The organism is Lysobacter humi (ex Lee et al. 2017) (assembly GCF_054781815.1).
Genome location: NZ_BAAGTR010000001.1, coordinates 502,907 through 520,409 on the forward strand (window position 1 = coordinate 502,907; position 17,503 = coordinate 520,409).

At 72.6% G+C, this 17,503-nt stretch carries 12 protein-coding genes; 4 read left to right on the forward strand and 8 right to left on the reverse strand.

Features of this window, described 5'->3' with window-relative positions; translation table 11 throughout:
* Positions 1 to 138: 138 nt before the first annotated feature.
* A complete protein-coding gene (locus ACYVJJ_RS02250) occupies positions 139 to 1,941 on the forward strand; it encodes a monovalent cation:proton antiporter-2 (CPA2) family protein (protein ID WP_460830747.1) in 1,803 nt (600 codons plus the stop codon).
* A gap of 133 nt (positions 1,942 to 2,074) precedes the next feature.
* Here the strand turns inward: ACYVJJ_RS02250 and ACYVJJ_RS02255 are convergent, their stop codons facing one another.
* Genes ACYVJJ_RS02255 through ACYVJJ_RS02270 form a run of 4 tightly spaced genes read right to left on the reverse strand, consistent with a single transcriptional unit; the run spans position 2,075 to position 8,159 of the window.
* Positions 2,075 to 5,395 carry an ankyrin repeat domain-containing protein gene (locus tag ACYVJJ_RS02255; RefSeq protein WP_460830749.1) on the reverse strand — a complete coding sequence of 1,107 codons (3,321 nt, stop codon included), beginning with the start codon at positions 5,393 to 5,395 and terminating at the stop codon, positions 2,075 to 2,077.
* On the reverse strand, positions 5,388 to 5,669 hold the full coding sequence (locus ACYVJJ_RS02260; RefSeq protein WP_460830750.1) for a YcgL domain-containing protein: 282 nt from the start codon (positions 5,667 to 5,669) through the stop codon (positions 5,388 to 5,390). Before ACYVJJ_RS02260 ends, ACYVJJ_RS02255 begins: the two co-directional genes overlap by 8 nt.
* A 55-nt stretch (positions 5,670 to 5,724) precedes the next feature.
* Positions 5,725 to 6,741 (reverse strand): cytochrome d ubiquinol oxidase subunit II, encoded by a 1,017-nt coding sequence (gene cydB / locus ACYVJJ_RS02265; RefSeq protein ID WP_460830751.1) that lies wholly within the window; start codon positions 6,739 to 6,741, stop codon positions 5,725 to 5,727.
* Entirely contained in the window at positions 6,741 to 8,159 is a 1,419-nt protein-coding gene (locus ACYVJJ_RS02270) for a cytochrome ubiquinol oxidase subunit I (protein ID WP_460830753.1), read from the reverse strand. The genes cydB and ACYVJJ_RS02270 overlap by 1 nt, the downstream gene beginning before the upstream one ends.
* Before the next feature lie 310 nt (positions 8,160 to 8,469).
* Between ACYVJJ_RS02270 and ACYVJJ_RS02275 the strand changes: the two genes are divergently transcribed.
* The 3 genes from ACYVJJ_RS02275 (at position 8,470) to ACYVJJ_RS02285 (ending at position 14,145) form a co-directional block, all read left to right on the forward strand.
* Entirely contained in the window at positions 8,470 to 10,083 is a 1,614-nt protein-coding gene (locus tag ACYVJJ_RS02275) for an FAD-dependent oxidoreductase (protein WP_460830755.1), read from the forward strand.
* Positions 10,084 to 10,153: 70 nt separating this feature from the next.
* Entirely contained in the window at positions 10,154 to 12,532 is a 2,379-nt protein-coding gene (locus ACYVJJ_RS02280; protein ID WP_460830756.1) for a prolyl oligopeptidase family serine peptidase, read from the forward strand.
* Positions 12,532 to 14,145, forward strand: coding sequence for a phosphoethanolamine transferase (locus ACYVJJ_RS02285; protein WP_460830758.1), 1,614 nt, complete (start codon positions 12,532 to 12,534; stop codon positions 14,143 to 14,145). The genes ACYVJJ_RS02280 and ACYVJJ_RS02285 overlap by 1 nt, the downstream gene beginning before the upstream one ends.
* 111 nt (positions 14,146 to 14,256) lie before the next feature.
* Here ACYVJJ_RS02285 and ACYVJJ_RS02290 read toward each other — a convergent pair whose 3' ends face one another.
* The 4 genes from ACYVJJ_RS02290 to ACYVJJ_RS02305 form a co-directional block, all read right to left on the reverse strand.
* The gene (locus ACYVJJ_RS02290) at positions 14,257 to 15,369 is read right to left on the reverse strand and encodes a diguanylate cyclase (RefSeq protein ID WP_460830760.1); all 1,113 of its coding nucleotides are present in this window, start codon (positions 15,367 to 15,369) and stop codon (positions 14,257 to 14,259) included.
* Positions 15,370 to 15,620: 251 nt separating this feature from the next.
* Entirely contained in the window at positions 15,621 to 16,211 is a 591-nt protein-coding gene (locus ACYVJJ_RS02295) for a hypothetical protein (RefSeq protein ID WP_460830762.1), read from the reverse strand.
* Positions 16,208 to 16,699 (reverse strand): RNA polymerase sigma factor, encoded by a 492-nt coding sequence (locus tag ACYVJJ_RS02300; RefSeq protein WP_460830763.1) that lies wholly within the window; start codon positions 16,697 to 16,699, stop codon positions 16,208 to 16,210. The genes ACYVJJ_RS02295 and ACYVJJ_RS02300 overlap by 4 nt, the downstream gene beginning before the upstream one ends.
* Complete coding sequence (locus ACYVJJ_RS02305) at positions 16,696 to 17,442, reverse strand: DUF2189 domain-containing protein (RefSeq protein WP_460830765.1); 747 nt, start codon at positions 17,440 to 17,442, stop codon at positions 16,696 to 16,698. The genes ACYVJJ_RS02300 and ACYVJJ_RS02305 overlap by 4 nt, the downstream gene beginning before the upstream one ends.
* Positions 17,443 to 17,503: the final 61 nt, after the last annotated feature.

Here is a 17,503-nt window from a genome sequence, read left to right on the forward strand (position 1 = left end):
CGGACCTGCGGGCCCGGCCGACGCGACGATTGCGTGCCGGACGCCGAGCCGGTCGCGCGGACACGCAGCGTCCCGCCGCACGGGTGTCGATCGCGGCCGCGCCCGGCATACGATGGCGGCCTCGACAGGAGGACATCGATGCACGGCAGCGGCCTGGAGCTCACGCTGGTGTTCCTGCTCGCGGCGGTGCTCGCCGTGCCGCTGTTCCGGCGGCTCGGGCTCGGCGCGGTGCTCGGCTACCTGTTCGCCGGTGTGCTGCTCGGGCCGCAGGCGCTCGGCGTGGTTCGCGACGCCGCACCGGTGCTGGCCGCGTCGGAGATCGGCGTGGTGATGCTGCTGTTCGTGCTGGGCCTCGAGCTCTCGCCGTCGCGCCTTCGCGTGATGCGGCGCCCGGTGTTCGGCGCGGGCAGTGCGCAGATGCTGCTGTGCGGCGTCGCGCTGGCCGTGCTCGCGCGCCTTGCGGGCCTGCCGTGGACGGCCGCGGCGGTGGTCGGCACCGCGCTCGCGCTGTCCTCGACCGCGGTCGGGCTGCAACTGCTGTCCGAGCGCCGCGAGGTGCACAGCGAGCACGGGCGTCTCGCCTTCGCGATCCTGCTCTTCCAGGACCTGGTCGCGATCCCGCTGCTGGCGATCGTGCCGCTGCTCGGTCGCGGCGAGACCGAAGTCGATGCATTCGCGATCGCGCGCGCGATCGGCGCCGTCGCGCTCGTCGCCGTGGGCGGGCGCTTCGTGCTGCGCCACCTGTTCCGTCTCGTGGCGCGCACCGGCATGCCGGAGGTGTTCACCGGCGCCGCGCTGCTCACCGTGCTCGGCGCGGCCTGGCTGCTGCAGGTCGCTGGCCTTTCGCCCGGGCTCGGTGCCTTCCTCGCCGGCGTGCTGCTCGCCGACTCCGAATTCCGCCACGAGCTCGAGTCGCAGATCGAGCCGTTCAAGGGCCTGCTGCTCGGCCTGTTCTTCATGGCCGTGGGCATGTCGATCGACCTGGCGCGCGTGCTCGCCGAACCGGCGTCGATCGCGCTCGGCGTCGCGGCGCTGCTCGTCGTGAAGGCCGCACTGATCGCGGCGGTCGGACGTCACCCGGGCCGGTTGCGCGGCGACGATGCATGGCGGCTCGCCGTGCTGCTCGCGCTCGGCGGCGAGTTCGCCTTCGTGCTGTTCACCGAGGCCGCGCGCGTGCGCCTGATCGACGCCGCCTGGCGCGATCGCCTGATGGCGATCGTCGGCCTATCGATGGCGGTCACCCCGGTGCTGCTGGTGCTGCTGACGCGCCTGCTGCGGCGCACGGCCGACGCGCCGCGTGCGTACGACACCCTGCCCGACGGTCATCCGCAGGTGCTGATCGCCGGCTTCGGGCGGTTCGGGCAGGTGGTCGCGCGCCTGCTCGCCGCGCAGAAGCGGCCGTTCATCGCGATCGAGCCGAGCGCCGACCAGGTGGACTTCGTGCGACGCTTCGGCAACCCGGTCTACTACGGCGACCCGAGCCGCAGCGACCTGCTGCGTTCGGCCGGCGCGGCATCGGTGCGCGTCTTCGTCGTCGCGCTCGAGGATCCGGAAGCGTCGGTTCGCACGGTGCGCGCGATCCGCCAGCTGTATCCCGAGGCGATCGTGCACGCGAGCGCGCGCGACCGCCGCCATGCCTGGGAGCTGATGGACCTCGGCGCGCGCGCGGTGCGCGAGGCCTTCCATTCGAGCCTGCACATGGGCGAGCGCGTGCTGGTCGATCTCGGGCTCGCACCCGATGCCGCGCACGCGCATGCGCGGCGCTTCGCCGAGCACGACGAGCGCCTGCTCACCGCGCAGTACCAGGTGCGCGACGACGAGGAAGCGCTGATCCAGACCGCGCGCGATGCCCGACGCGAGCTCGAGGAGCTGTTCAATGCCGACCGGGGGCATGGCGTGCTGGGGGGAATCGTGGGCGAGGCGACGGCGGAGAACCGCTAACGCCGCCCGATGGGGCCGCGGCCGGAGCGCGCACGTCGAGCCGTCGCGATCGACGCGAACCGATGCGCGCGTCGTGGCGCGCGAGGCGGTGTGGCCCGTCAGGGCGGAATGCTGTCGCGCGTCCGCGCAGTGCTCAGCGATCGCGCAGGAAGCGGGCCATCGAGATGTCGCGCGGCGAGCTCGCCGGCGCGAATTCCGCGGCGATGTCGACATAGCCCCGCATCAGCGCGACCTCACGCGGGCTGCGGCCGAGCGAGTCGCGCATCTCGGGATCCGCGCCGGCCTGCAGCAGGCGTTGCACGACGCGGGACAGCCCGTGCAGCGCGGCGAGGTGCAGCGGCCCGAAGCCACGCGGATCGCGCGCATCCAGCGCGACGTCCTGCGCGAGCAGCTGGTCGACCACCGCGAGCAGCACGCCCTCGTCGGCGGTCGCGCCGGGCTCGGCACGCGCGCCGAGCGCGAGCAGCAAGGCGGTGGCCCCGGCGGCGGGCGCATCGGCGTCGGCACCGGCGAGCAGAAGCGCATCGAGCAGGGCGACCACCCGCGCGCGGTCGCGCGCGGTGAAGGCGTACATGGCGGCGCAGTGCAGCGCCCCGCGGCCCTGCGCGTCGACCGCCTGCACGTCGGCGCCCGCCGACAGCAGGCGCGTGGCGAGGTCCGGCAGGCCGAGCGCGCAGGCGACCATCAGCACGGTGAGGTCGCCCGGCAGGCGCTGCTCCAGCGGCACGCCCGCGGCGACGAGCCGATCGACGATCGGCAGGTGCCGCATGCTCACTGCCGCCGACAGCGGCGTGGCGCCCGACGGCGCGGCGAGGCCCGGATCGGCGCCCCGCCGCAGCAGCAGGTCGACGACAGCGAGTTGGCCGCCACCGGCCGCGCGCAGCAGCGCGCTGCAGCCCTGGCGGTCGAGCGCATCCACCGGCAGGCCGAGGTCGAGCAGGCGACGCACCGCGTCGGCGTCGCCCGCGATGGCGGCGGCGGGCACGTCGCCCGCGCGCAGCGGACGACGCGGCAACGGCCACTGGCGCCAGTCGAGCCATTCGGCGATGTCGCGCCGGCCGGAGGCGAGCGCGACGCCGAGCGGCGTCTGCCCGTCGGTGGCACGCAGGTCGGCGCAGGCGCCGTGCGCAACGAGACGCTTGACCACGTCGACGCGACCGAGCGCGGCGGCGAGATGCAGCGCGCCCATGCCGCGGCTGTCGCGCGCATCGAGCGCGACACCGGTGGCGAGAAGCCGGTCGACCAGTCGCGCCCAGCCCAGGCGGATCGCGAGCGCGAGCGGCGGATCGCCGGCGCGCGACGGGCCGAAGGGATCGGCGCCGCGATCGAGCAGCTCCAGGGCGAGCCCCTCGCCGTCGGGGTCCTGCGCGGACGCGGTGGCGAGCAAGCGCGCGAGGCTGCCGCGGCCGGCGGGCGACACCGCCGCATCGAGCAGAACGCGCAGGCTTCGCCGCGCAGCCGGGCCGCGGCCGAGCAGCACGAACAGCGGCGTCTGGCCCTGCCCGTCGCGCACCTCGGGGTCGGCGCCGTGCCGCAGGAGCCAAGCCACATGCGCGGGCTCGAGGACGAGGTCGTCGTCGTGCAGCAGCAGGCCGAGATCGGCCGGCTCGAGCAGGCGCAGGAGGGCATCGAGGTCGGTGCGCCCGGCCTGCAGGCCCTCGCGCAGCAACGCGATCGGTGCGCGGTCGGGCAGCGGCGCGTCGTCGTCGTCGCGCAGCGCCGCGGGCAGGCGGTAGCCGGCGTCCAGCGCGGCGACCAGCGACCAGCGCCCGGCCTCGGCGGCACGATCGACCGCACGCTTGCCGTCGCGATCGGCGAGCGTCGGGTCGACGCCGAGCGCGAGCAGCCGCTCGATGAGCGCAGGCGTCGCGCCTTCGGCCTCGCAGGCGAGCGCGAGGAGACTGCGGCCGGTCGCGTCGACGCGCATTGCCTGCGCCGCACCGCCGTCGGGCAGATGGCGCAGCAGCTCGTCGACGACCTCCAGATGCCCGCCGCGCGCGGCCTCCATCAGCGGCGTGCGGCCCTGCGCATCGGCGAGCGTGGGATCGGCACCGGCATCGAGCAGCGCCAGCACGATCTCGACATGCCCGGCGAACGCGGCCGCGTGCAGCGCGCTGCGGCCCTGCGGATCCTTCGCGTCGACGCGCGCCTTGTGGCGCAGAAGCAGCTGCACGCCCGCGGGGTCGTCGTCCTCGTGGGCCGCGGCGGCGATCAGCGCCGGCTGCCCGCCGGGCGGCTCGGGCTTGGCACCGCGCTCGAGCAGGAACTTGGCCACGCGCCAGTTGCCTGCCGCGCAGGCCATGCCGAGCGGCGACAGCCCTTCGCGATTGATCGCTTCGAGCTCGGCGGCCGCATCGCGCAGCAGCGCGGCGACGCCGGGATCGGTGCTGCGCGCGGCGAAGTGCAGCGCGGTATTGCCGTCGGCGTCGCGCTGGCGTGGATCGGCGCCGTTCGAGAGCAGCGTCATCACCGCCTCGGGCCGGCCGTGCCAGCTGTCGCGCGTGGCGGCGAGCAGCGGCGTCATGCCGGCCTGCGCGGCATTGAGGTCGACGCCCTTGGCGATGAGCGCGCGCAGCAGGCGCAGGTCGGGCAGCACCGCCGCGAGTACCGGCAGCGCACGCCGGTCGCGCTCGCCGGCCGGCGGCAGCGCGGTGACGTCGGCCCCGGCGTCGATCAGTGCGAGCGCGCGCTCGACGCGCCCGCCGCGTGCGGCGGCGTAGAGCTCGACGGCGAGCGCGGCGGGATCGGCCGGCGCCGTGGGTGCGACGGGTGCCGGGTCCGGCATGTCGACGGCCGTGGACGCGGGCGCGGGCCTGGGCTCGACCGACTCGCGCGTCATTTCGCGACGAGCCGCCACGTTCGTCGCCGCGACCGGTGCGAGGCGCTGCATGGTCCAGTGCAACACGGGCGCGACAAGCGCGACGCCGGCGACAGCGGCGATGCGCGACGCACCGTCGAGCAGGCCGGGCCAGGCGAGCAGCAGCACGGCGACCGCCACCGCGAGCACGCAGCCGGCGATGCCGGCGCCGCGCCAGGCGGCGCGGTCGGCGTCGTGCAGGTCGCGCCAGTGCGCGCGCCAGTCGCCGTCGCGCTCCACGCCCGACCACAGCGGCCATGCCGGCCACAGCAGCAGCAGCGCGATGCCGACCGCGAGGCTCGCCGCGATCGCCGCGGGCAGCGAACCGCTGCGCAGCAGCGCGGCGAGCGGCCAGGCGAGCAATGCGGCGGCACCGCCGGCGGCCAGGGCCCACAGCCCCGCGAGCGCACCCAGATGGCGCAGCGGCCGGTGCCGGCCGTTGCCACGCAGCACCGACACGCCCAACGCGACCGGCGGCTGCGCCGCGATCACCGCGAGCGCCGCGACCGGAAGCGGCAGCACGGCGACGGCGGTCAGCGCGATGCCGGCGAGCAGCAGCGCCACGCCGAGTCCGGTGCGGGACCGCCGCTCAGGCATCGCGGCTCCGGTAGTACTCACCGGCGTCGTAGGCCGGCGCATCCGGCGGCGGTGGCACCTGGATGAAGAAGCCGCGGGTGCTCAGCGCCTCACGCACCTGCGCGACGTCCGCGCGCGCCAGGCGGCGCCCGGGTGCGAGGTCGACTTCCAGCACGAACTCGAGCGCGCCGAGCTGCGCGCGCACCGCCTCGGGCAACGCGTCGAAGGCCTCGCGCTCGGCGAGGTAGACGTAGGTATCGGCCTTGCGCAGGCTCTTGTAGACGTAGGCGTGCATGACGGCGCCGGGGGATCGCGTCGGCACAGCATACCCGCCGCCCGCATCGCTGACGTCAGTGGTGGTAGCCGGCGTCCGCCGCGACCTTGCCCGCGAACACGCGGTAGGACCACCACGTGTAGCCGAGGATCGCCGGCAGCAGGATCGCCATGCCGACCATCGTGAAACCTTGGGACGACGGCGGCGAGGCGGCCTCCCAGAGCGTCAGGCTCGGCGGGATGATGTAGGGCCACAGGCCGAGCACCAGGCCGACGAAACCGAGCACGAAGAAGCTCAGGGTGAGCAGGAACGGCGCGGCGTCGCGGCCCTCGCGCATGGCCGCGCGCCACAGCGCGACGGCGTTGATCAGCGCGAGCGCCGGCACGGGCGCGAGCCACCAGAAATTCCCGCTCTCGAACCAGCGCGCCATGATCCGCGAGTCGAGGAAGGGCAGCCATGCGCTGACCAGGCCCATGAAGGCCACCACCACCAGCACCAGCGGCCGCGCCATGTAGCGCGAGACGCGCTGCAGGCGCCCCTCGGTCTTCAGGATCAGCCAGGTGCTGCCCAGCAGCGCGTAGCCGAACACGACGGCGACCCCCGTGAGCATCGAGAACGGGCTGAACCAGCCGAAGGCGCCGCCCATGTACTTGCCTTCCTGCAGCGGCATGCCTTCGACCACCGCGCCGAGGATCACGCCCTGCGCGAAGGCGGCGAACGTCGACCCGAGTGCGAAGGCCGCGCCCCAGAACTTCTTCGCGCGCGTGGCCTTGAAGCGGAACTCGAAGGCCACGCCGCGGAAGATCAGCGCGATCAGCATGAGCAGCACCGGCAGGTACAGCGCCGACAGCATCGTCGCATAGGCCTTCGGGAAGGCCGCGAGCAGGCCGGCGCCACCGAGCACCAGCCAGGTCTCGTTGCCGTCCCAGATCGGTGCGGCGGTGTTCATCGAATGATCGAGCTCGTCGGCATCGCGCGCGAACGGCGCCAGCACGCCGATGCCGAGCACGAAGCCGTCGAGCAGCACGTACATCAGCACGGCGAAGCCGACGACGAAGAACCAGGCGACGGGCAGCACGGTCGCGACGTCCATCAGCGTGCCTCCCGGATGTCTTCGCCGTCGAACGGCGTGCCGACCGACAGCGGCCGCTTCGGCCGACGCTCGCCCTCATCCGCCTTCGGGCCCGGATCGTGCGGCAGCGGCCCCTTCTTCACCAGCTTCACGAGGTACCAGATGCCCGCGCCGAACACGATCGCGTAGACCAGGCCAAACGCGGCGAGCGACGCGATCACGCTGGATGCGGCGACCGTCGGGCTGACCGCATCGGCCGTGCGCAGCAGGCCGTAGATCACCCACGGCTGCCGGCCGATCTCGACGACGTACCAGCCCGCGAGCAGCGCGATGAAGCCGGAGAACATCATCGTGCGCCAGAAGCGCAACAGGATGCGGGATTCGAACAGGCGACCCTTCCGCAACGCCCAGGCCGACCAGGCCGCCATCAGCAGCATCAGCATGCCGAGGCCGACCATCACGCGGAACGACCAGAACACCGGTGCGACCGGCGGACGATCCTCGCGCGGTACCGACTTGAGGTTCCGGATGTCGCCATCCCAGGTGTGCGTGAGGATGATCGAGCCGAGCCGCGGCAGCTTCACTTCGTAGTCGTTGCGCTCCGCGGCCTGGTTCGGCAGCCCGAACAGCACCAGCGGCATGCCCTCGCCCGGCTTCGCCGCCTCCCAGTGGCCTTCGATCGCGGCGAGCTTAGTCGGCTGGTACTCGCCCACCTGCAGGCCGTGCAGGTCGCCGACGAGGATCTGCGTCGGCACCGTGATCGCCGCGAACAGCGCGGCCATGCGCAGCATCTTCTTCGCGGGCTCGACGTGCACGCCACGCAGCAGGTAGCCGGCGCTCACGCCGCCGACGACGAGGCAGGTGGTGATGAAGGCGGCGAGCCCCATGTGCGCGAGGCGATAGGGGAACGAGGGGTTGAAGACGATCGCCCACCAGTCGGCCGGATGGAACGTGCCGTCGGGCGCGATCGTGTAACCCTGTGGCGTGTGCATCCAGCTGTTCGCCGACAGGATCCAGAACATCGAGATCAACGTGCCGAGCGCGACCATGCAGGTGGCGAAGAAATGCATCTTCTCCGACACACGCCTGTGGCCGAAGAGCATCACGCCGAGGAACGTGGCCTCGAGGAAGAAGGCAGTGAGCACCTCGTAGCTCATGACCGGCCCGAGGATGTTGCCGGCCTTCTCGCTGAGCACCGCCCAGTTCGTGCCGAACTGGAAGCTCATCACCACGCCGGAGACCACGCCCATCCCGAAGGAGATGGCGAAGATGCGCAGCCAGAAGAAGTAGATGTCCTGCCAGACGCCGTCGCGCGTCTTGAGGAACCGCCATTTGCAGAACGCGAGCCAGCTCGCGAGGCCGATGGTGAAGGCGGGGAAAATGATGTGGAACGAGATCACGAATCCGAACTGGATCCGTGACAGCAACAGCGCATCCATCGAGGGCTCTCCCTACGATCCGTGGTCTTCTATTCGCCTGCGTATTGTGCGCCTGCGAACGCGCGCGCGCCACCACGGCGCCCGGCCCGTGACGGCAGGTTTCAGCGCGCGTTGCGATGCCGTTCCTGCCGACGACCCGACGCACCGAATCCCGGCGCGACGCATGCGATCACCATCACCTCGCCAGCGGCCGCATCCGGATGCGTGCATCGTCCGTACGCATCGCCCGTTCGCTCGGACCCGTCGCTACTGACGGCGGATTCACCGCGGCGGGAGGACAGTGGCGCTCCCGCGAAACCGGAGCATCGTCGTGAGCGAGCGCAGAGATTCGGGCAGCACGTCCCTCTGGTCGGCCACCGCGCAGGTCCCGCACGCACCGCCGCTCGAGGTCGATGCGCAGGCCGACGTCTGCATCGTCGGCGCGGGCATCGTCGGCCTCACCACCGCCTACGAGCTGCTCAAGGCCGGTCGCGAAGTGATCGTGCTCGACCAGGCCGGCATCAGCGCCGGGCAGACCGCGCGCACCACCGGCCACCTGTGCGATGCCCTCGATGATCGTTTCCACGAGCTCGAGCGCCTGCATGGCGAGGACGGCGCACGTCTGGCCGCGCGCAGCCATCGGGAGGCGGTCGAACACATCGAGCGCATCTGCCGCGAGGAAGGCATCGAGGCCGACTTCGACTACGTCGATGGCTACCTCGTGCTCGGCGAGCACGCCGGGAACCGCGACGAACTCGAGGAGGAGTACGACGCGGCGCGCCGCGCGGGCCTCGACGTCGAGTGGGTGGACGCGCCGCCCGGCGCCTGGTCCGCCTTCGGCCGCGCGCTGCGCTTCCGCCGGCAGGCGCAGTTCCATGCGACGAAGTACATGGACGGGCTCGCGCGCGCGGTGACCCGACTGGGCGGGCGTATCCACGGCTTCACGCACGTGCGCGACGTCGACAGCGGCGACGTGACCGAAGTGACGACCGACGACGGGCGCCGTGTGCAGGCGCGCGCGGTCGTCGTCGCGAGCAACACGCCGTTCAACGACCGCGTGACCATGCATACCAAGCAGGGGCCGTACCGCACGTATGTCGTCGCGTTCAAGCTGGAGCGCGACGCGGTGCCGGCCGTGCTGCTGTGGGACACGCTCGACCCCTACCACTACGTGCGCACCGCGCGGATCGACGGGCAGGACTGGCTGATCGTCGGCGGCGAGGACCACAAGGTCGGGCAGGAGGACGAACCCGAAGGCGCCTACGCGAAGCTCGAGGACTGGACGCGCCGCTGGATCCCCGCGGCCGGCGAGGTCGGCTATCGCTGGTCCGGGCAGGTCTACGAGCCGATGGATTCGCTCGGCTACTTCGGCCACAACCCGGGCGTGCAGACGCGCAACGTCTACATCGCCACCGGCGACTCCGGCAACGGCCTCACGCACGGCACGCTGGCGGGTGTCACGATCGGCCAGCTCATCACCGAGCGCCCCGCGCCCTATGCCGACCTCTACGACCCCGCTCGCAAGAACCTGCACGGCGGCGCGCTCAGCGAGTACGTGCACGAGAACGCCAACATGGTCGCGCAGTACAAGGACCTGGTGACGCCCGGCGACGTGAAGTCGGTCGACGACATCGCGCCGGGCCAGGGCGCGATCGTCCGCGAGGGCATGGCGCAGAAGGCGATCTTCCGCGACGCCGACGGCCGGCTCTTCGTGCATTCGGCGATGTGCCCACACCTCGGGGGCATCGTGGCGTTCAATCAGGCGGAGTGCTCGTTCGACTGCCCGGTGCACGGCTCGCGGTTCGATGCGCGCGACGGCTCGTGCCTGAACGGCCCGGCGCCGTGCGGCCTGCACGACGCCGACTCGGCGCAGGTCGCCGATGAGCACCTCGCCGCGCGTGCCCATGCCTCGCTGAATCCCACCGGCCCGTCCGCGCAACACTGACGATCGCCACAGCCGGCGGCGGCCGGCGGCTGCTACGCTCCGTCGACTTTTCCGCCGACGGACCCGCTCGATGCGTCGCACGCTCCTCGCCGCCGCCCTCATCGCTTCGTTCGCACCGCTCGCCGCCGCACAGACGGCGCCGCGCATCAGCCTCGACCAGGCCATGGCCGATCCCGACTGGATCGGCAATGCCGTGGAACAGGCGTGGTGGTCGTGGGACGGGCGCACCGCCTACTTCACGCAAAAGCGCGAGGGCGCGACGATCCGCGACACCTTCCGTCAGCCGGTCGACGGCGGCGCGGCGTCGAAGCTCGACGGCGACGACCGCGCGGCGATCGACGGCCCGCGCGGCGTCATCGAAGCCGGCGGCGCGCGCATGGCGTTCGCGCGAAACGGCGACATCTTCGTGCGCGACCTGCGCAGCGGCGCGCTGACGCAGGTCACCCGCACCGACGCGGCAGAATCGCGCCCGCAATGGGGGCCGCAGGGCCAGCTCGTCTTCCGCGCCGGCAACGACTGGTTCGCCTGGCGCGCCGGCACGGGCGTGGCGCAGGCCACCGTGCTCAAAACGGAGGACGACCCCGGCAAGGCGCCGAAGGCCGACGACCTGCGCGAGCGCCAGCTGCGCTATATCGACACGCTGCGCACCGACCGCGAGCGCCGCGAGGCCGCGCGCGAGCAGGACGAAGCCTGGCGTGCCGCCGATCCCACGCGCGCGCCGCTGCCGGCCTACCTCGGGAAGGACCACAACCTCGTCGACAGCGCGCTCTCGCCGGACGGCCGCTGGCTGCTCGCGGTGACGTATGCGAAGTCGGCCGACCTCGGCACGCAGGGCAAGATGCCCAAGTACGTCACCGAGTCCGGTTACGAGGAATTCGAGGAGGTGCGTACGCGTGTCGGCCGCAATGCGCCGGCGCCCCATCGCCTGTGGCTCGTCGAGGTCGCGACCGGCGCCGTGCGCGAGCTCAAGTTCGACGACCTGCCGGGGATCAAGACCGACCCGCTCGCCGACCTGCGCAAAGCCGCCAAGCAGAAGCCGCTCGAGGGCGCGCGCGAGGTGCGCATCGAAACCGACGGCGACGGCTCGGGCCCTGCGATCCACTGGAGCGACGACGGCCGTGATGCGGCGGTGCTGGTGCGCGCGGTCGACAACAAGGACCGCTGGATCGCGGCGGTTGACGTGGCGAACGCGAAGCTCGTCGCGCGCGACCGCCTCACCGACCCCGCGTGGATCAACTGGAACTTCAACGAGTTCGGCTGGCTGCCCGGCAACGGCCGCAACCGCCTGTGGTTCGTCTCGGAAAAGAGCGGCTACGGCCACCTCTATGTCAATGACGGCGCGACCACCCGCGCGCTCACGTCCGGCACGTGGGAAGTCTCGTCGCCCACGCTGTCGCACGACGGCCGCAGCTTCCTGTTCCAGTGCAACCGCAAGTGGCCGGGCGACTACGAGGTCTGCAGCGTGCCGACGTCCGGTGGCGACGTGCGCGAGATCACCTCGCTCGACGGCGTCGAGGACTTCGCGCTCTCGCCGGACGGCCGCAAGCTGCTCGTGCGCCACTCCGACAGCTACCTGCCGCCGCAGCTCGCGGTGGTCGACCTCGCCGCCGGCACCGCGCGCGAGCTCACGGACACGCGCAGCGCGAAGTTCAAGGCGATCGACTGGATCGAGCCGCAGTACGTGCAGGTGCCGAGCCAGCACGGCGCGGGCACGATCTGGGGCAAGTACTACGGCCCGAAGAATCCGGAGCCGGGGAAGAAGTACCCGATCGTGATGTTCGTGCACGGCGCGGGCTACCTGCAGAACGTCAGCGACAGGTACCCGAACTACTTCCGCGAGCAGATGTTCCACAACCTGCTGGTGGATGCGGGCTACGTGGTGCTCGACCTCGACTACCGCGCCTCCGAAGGCTATGGCCGCGACTGGCGAACGGCGATCTATCGCCAGATGGGCCATCCCGAGCTCGAGGACTACCTCGACGGCCTCGACTGGCTCGTGCGCGAGAAGCAGGGTGACCGCGACCGCGCCGGCATCTACGGCGGCAGCTACGGCGGCTTCATGACGTTCATGGCGTTGATGCGCGAGCCCGGTACGTTCAAGGCCGGCGCCGCGCTGCGCCCGGTCACCGACTGGTCGCAGTACAACCACGAGTACACGTCGAACATCCTCAACACGCCGGCGCTCGATCCCGAGGCCTACCGCAAGAGTTCGCCGATGGAGTACGCGCACCGCCTGCAGGACCACCTGCTGATCGCGCACGGCATGATGGACGACAACGTCTTCTTCAAGGACTCGGTGATGATGGCCCAGCGCCTGATCGAGCTGAAGAAGGACAAGTGGGAGCTCGCGAGCTATCCGCTCGAGCGGCACGGCTACGTGCATCCGGAGGCCTGGTACGACCAGTACCGGCGCATCCGCGAGCTGTTCGAGGAAGCGCTCGGCCAGTGATGGCGGGCCCGCGCCTGCGCCGGCCGGAGCTGTCGGCGAACGCGCTCATCCTGCTCGTCGCGCTGTTCCTGGTCGCGGCGGCCAACGCGCGCACGTGGTCGATCGTCGGGCAGGCCGGCATGGGCGCCGCCACGCATGCGGCGGTCGGCCTCGCGCTGCTCGCGCTCACCACGCTGCTGCTCGCCCCGCTCGGAGTTCCGCGACTGCTGCGGCCGGGGCTTATCGCGGTGCTCCTGCTGTCGGCGGCTGCATCGCACTTCACCACGCGCTTCGGCGCGGTGATCGACCGGCACGCCATCGCGAGCGTCTTCGGCACCGACACGCGCGAGGCGATGGAGTGGCTGTCGCCGCGGCTCGCGCTCGACGTCCTGCTGCTGGGCGTGCTGCCCTCGATCCTCGTCACGTGGACGCGCGTGCGCTTCCGCTCCGCGGGAAAGGAAGCCCTCCATCGACTCGCCCTGCTAGCCGGCTGCGGCCTCGGGCTTGCGCTCGCGGTCGGCCTGCAGGGGCGCGAGCTGGCTTCGCTGCTGCGCGGCCGCATGGAGCTGCGGCACGTCGCGAACCCGTATGCGCTGGTCGCGGCCTCGCTGTCGTATGCACGGCACCAGCGCGACGACCATCGCCCTCTGCAGCCGCTCGGGCAGGACGCCCGGCACGCCGCACGCCATCCCGGCGATCGTCCCACGGTGATCGTGGTGGTGATCGGCGAATCCGCCCGCGCGGCGAGCTTCGCGCTCGACGGCTACGGCCGGAACACCACGCCGGAGCTGCGCCGGCTGCCGCTGGTGAACTTCCGCCACGTCACGAGCTGCGGTACCAACACCGCCACGTCGCTGCCGTGCATGTTCTCGATCCTCGGCCGCGCGCACTACGACGAGTCGGCGGCGCGACACAGCGAGAACGTGCTCGACGTGCTCCGCCACGCGGGCTTCGATGTCGTCTGGCTCGACAACAACACCGGCAGCAAGGGGCTGGCGGCGCGCGGGCGCGAGGTCGCGCTCGCGGCGGCGCACGAGCGTGCCTGGTGCCATGACGACGGCTGCTGGGACGGCATCCTCGTCGAGCATCTCGAAGCGCTCCTGCCGACCCTCCGGCGCGACACGGTCGTGGTGCTGCACATGCTGGGCAGCCACGGCCCCGCCTACTACGAGCGCTATCCGCCGGCCTTCGCCCGGTTCACGCCCGAGTGCCGTGTCAACGAGCTGCAGCGCTGCACGCGCGACCAGATCGTCAACACCTACGACAACACGATCGCCTACACCGACCACGTGCTCGCCGGTGCGATCCGCACGCTCGCCGCGGCGCCGCGCGTCGACGGCCTGCTGTGGTTCGTCTCCGACCACGGCGAGTCGACCGGCGAGAGCGGCCTGTACCTGCACGGTGCCCCGTACGTGATCGCGCCCGACCAGCAGACCCACGTGCCGATGATGATGTGGGCCTCGCCGCAGTTCGCCACGGCGCACGGACTGGACCGCGCCTGTGTCGACGCGCGGGCGGACGACGTGGTCTCGCACGACCACCTGAGCCACACGCTCATGGGGCTGGCCGAAGTGTCCACGTCGGTCTACCGGCGGGACCTGGACCTGATGGCGGGCTGCCTGCGCGGCCGCTGACGGGGCGCCGTCCGCGGCCCCGGCGCGGGCGCAACGGCCCGACGCCCCCGGCGCGCGGTGCCGCATGCCGCATGCCGCATGCCGAGCATCGCGATTCGACGCGCTGGCGCGTCAGGCGTCGACCAGCGTGCGGTCCCGCCCCGCCGCCTTCGCGCGGTAGAGCGCGGCATCCGCCCGTGCGAGCAGCGCCTCGGCGTCCTCGCCCGGGCGATGCTGGGCGATCCCGGCCGAGAAGGTCACGGCGCGTGCGCGCAGGCAGTCCCGCCGCACGCGCACGCGGATGCGCTCGATCACGCGCTCGATGCCCTCGCATCCGCCCGGCAGCACGAGCAGGAACTCCTCGCCGCCCCATCGGCCGAGTACGTCGGTCGCCCGCAGGTCGCCGCTGGCGAGCCGGGCGAAGCTCTGCAGCACGCCGTCGCCCGCCGCGTGCCCGAAGTCGTCGTTGACCGCCTTGAAGTGGTCGATGTCGAGGATCGCCACGCACAGCGGCGCGACCTGCCGCGTCGACATCGCCACGCCCTGCTCGAGCCGCAGCTTCATCGAGCGCCGGTTCGGCAGGCCGGTGAGCTCGTCCGACGTCGCGAGCCGCTCGACCTCCGACAGCGCGCGCGCGAGCGCCTCGCGCTGGTCGCGCAGCTTCTGGCGCAGCGCGGAGAGCCGCGCGGCGATCACCGCCAGCGCGGGCAGCACCACGATCAGCATCAGCACGTTGTTGACGTCGACGCGCAGCGCCGAAACCTCGCCACGGGCGGGCACCCATTCCGGATGCAGCGTCCGCGCGACCACCGCGGCCACCAGGCTCGACACGGCGAGCACGGTGACGAAGGCGATCTGCCGCCACCGCAGGGTGAAGGCGCCGAACGCGAAGATCACCATGATCGGAAACAGCGCGGACGTGCGCATCGGCCCGCAGATCAGGTAACCCCAGTTCACCGCGAGCACGCCCATCGAGAGCTGCCAGACGGTGAGCGAGGGATCACGGAAGCGCTCGCTCCATCCGCTGCGCAGGGCGACGTAGCCCGCCGCCATCACCAGCCCGATGAATCCCAGCCACGGCGCAAGCGCGGCGGCGCTGATCCAGCCCTGGCCGACACCGGGCACCAGCAGCGCCGCGGCTCCGGCGTAGACGAGGCTGGCGATGAGCCACTGCGCGAGGCGCAGGCGGCGACGGCGGTCGTCGCTCGCCAGCAGGCTCAGGACGCGGGAGGCGAAGCGGGACAACGGCGGCTCCGGCGGCGCGCCGGAAGGACGCACCCGTCCCGGTTATCGGCCGCCGATGGCGAGGCCTGAGCGTCGCGAAGCCGGTTTTCGGGACGCCCGTCGCACCACCGAGGCCGGGGCACGCGGGGTGCGCTCACCGGCGGCGATCGCGGCGCGATCCTCCATGCCCGGCGCCTGCGCGCGCGGCAGGCGACGCGGGTCGAACGCCACAGCGTCGCGGGAGGGCGCGGCGCGAGGGCCGCAGCGCCCGATCAGGCCTCCAGCTGACGGCCGATCGCTTCGAGGTGCTCGACCCGCGCGCGCAGCTCGCGCTCCCGCCGCCGCGCCCACAGGCACGACGCGGCCACCAGCGGGAGGTTCGCCAGCACGGTGATCCACAGCGCATGGCCGCGCGGCAGGCCCGGCGCACCCGCGAGCTGCGCGAGCGCGAGCACCGCCAGCAGCGCCGAGAGCCCGAGCATCACCCGCGTGTTGACGCGCCAGAAGCGTCGGGCCGCGAGCGCCCGTCGTATCTCCGCCGCGACCATCGCCCGCGGCGCGAGGCCCTCGTGGGCGACGGCGGTGCGCCGGTAGCGCACCGTCCAGCCCGCGAACACCAGCCCGGCGGCGAGCAAGCCGAGCGCCACCGCCTCGCGCAGGCCGAATGCGGGTGCCGTGGCGACGAAGCGCCCGACCACGAGCGCCGCGAGCACGACGGATGCGATGTCGAGCAGGGAGAGCAGACGCGCGCGCCGGCGGCCGGCGGCGGCCTCGCGGCGGAGGCGGTCGAGGTCGGGCAGGTCGACGGGCTGCGTGCGCCACAGGGCGTCGAGTCCGGACCAGTCGTCGTTCGTGGGGGTCATGCGATGGGCTCCAGCCACGCGCGCAGCTGGCGACGCGCGCGGCTCAGTCGTTGGGCGATGCTGTTCTCTTCGACGCCGAGGGCCTCGGCGATCTCGCGCTGGCTGAAGCCCTCCAGCGCGAGCACGACGGCCTGGCGCTGGCCGACCGGCAGGCGACGGATCGCGGCGAGCAGGCGGCCGCGACGCTGCACGGCATCGGCCGAGTCGATCGGGTCACCGTGCTCGTCGACGTGCGTCTCGTCGAGCGGCAGGCCCGCGCGCCCGGCGTGGCGCGCGACATGGTCCACCGCGCGGTTCTGCGCGACGCGCGCGACGAACGTGCGCAGCCCGGCCTCGCCGCGGAATGCCGGCAGGGCGCGCCACAGCGCGAGCGCGATCTCCTGCAGCAGGTCCTGCCGGCGCACCGGGTCGGCCTCCACGCTCGCGGCGATGCGCGAGAGCATCGCGCCGTGCTCGGCGAGCACGTCGTCGATCGCCGGCGGCGTCATCGGTCGGTGGGCGCGTCGAAGACGTCGCGGTACATCGCATACCCCACGGTCAACCCCATCGGCAGGACGACGAGCAGCAGCGCGGGCCAGACAACGAGTCCGCCGACCAGGACCGCCGACAGCAGCATGATCACGCCGACCGGCTTCCAGGCGCGGGCCACCGCGCGGGCATTGTCGATCATCGCCGCCACCGCGCCGAGGCCGTCGAACAGCACGCGTGGCATGACGAACGTCAGCGCGACCGCGGGCAGGCAGCCCGACGCGAGGACCAGCGCCATCTGCAGGCGCGTCATGTGCAGGTCGGCGACGGCACCGCTGGCGAGCGCGACGGCATTCGGCACGCCCGCGAGCACCGCGGCGACCGCGAGCTGGACGGCGAACACGCCCGTCGAGAACAGGGCGACCGTCGCGACCGCCGGCAGCCGCTCGATCCAGTGCCGAAGAGCCACGGCGGGCGCGAAGCCGCCATGGCGGACGCGCCGGTCGAGCAGCACGAGCATCGCCGCGGCCGCGACCGGGGTGAGCAGCTTGGACAGCACCACGCCGGCCGACGGCAGCATCTGGCACAGCGCCTCGAGCAGGATCGGCGCGAGCGCGAGGAGCACGATGCGCAGCGGTGCGATACGCAGGATGCGAACGCCTGCCCGCAGCCATTGGAGGGCCCGCGCCGCGGGCAGGACGGCATCGGGATTGACGGCGAGGGTGACGGGCGACGTGAAGGAGGCGGCGAGCGATCGGTCCATGGGCAGCTCCGGTGATGTCCTTCGATAGTCCGGACCCGGCCGCGAAACCTGACAGCCGCTG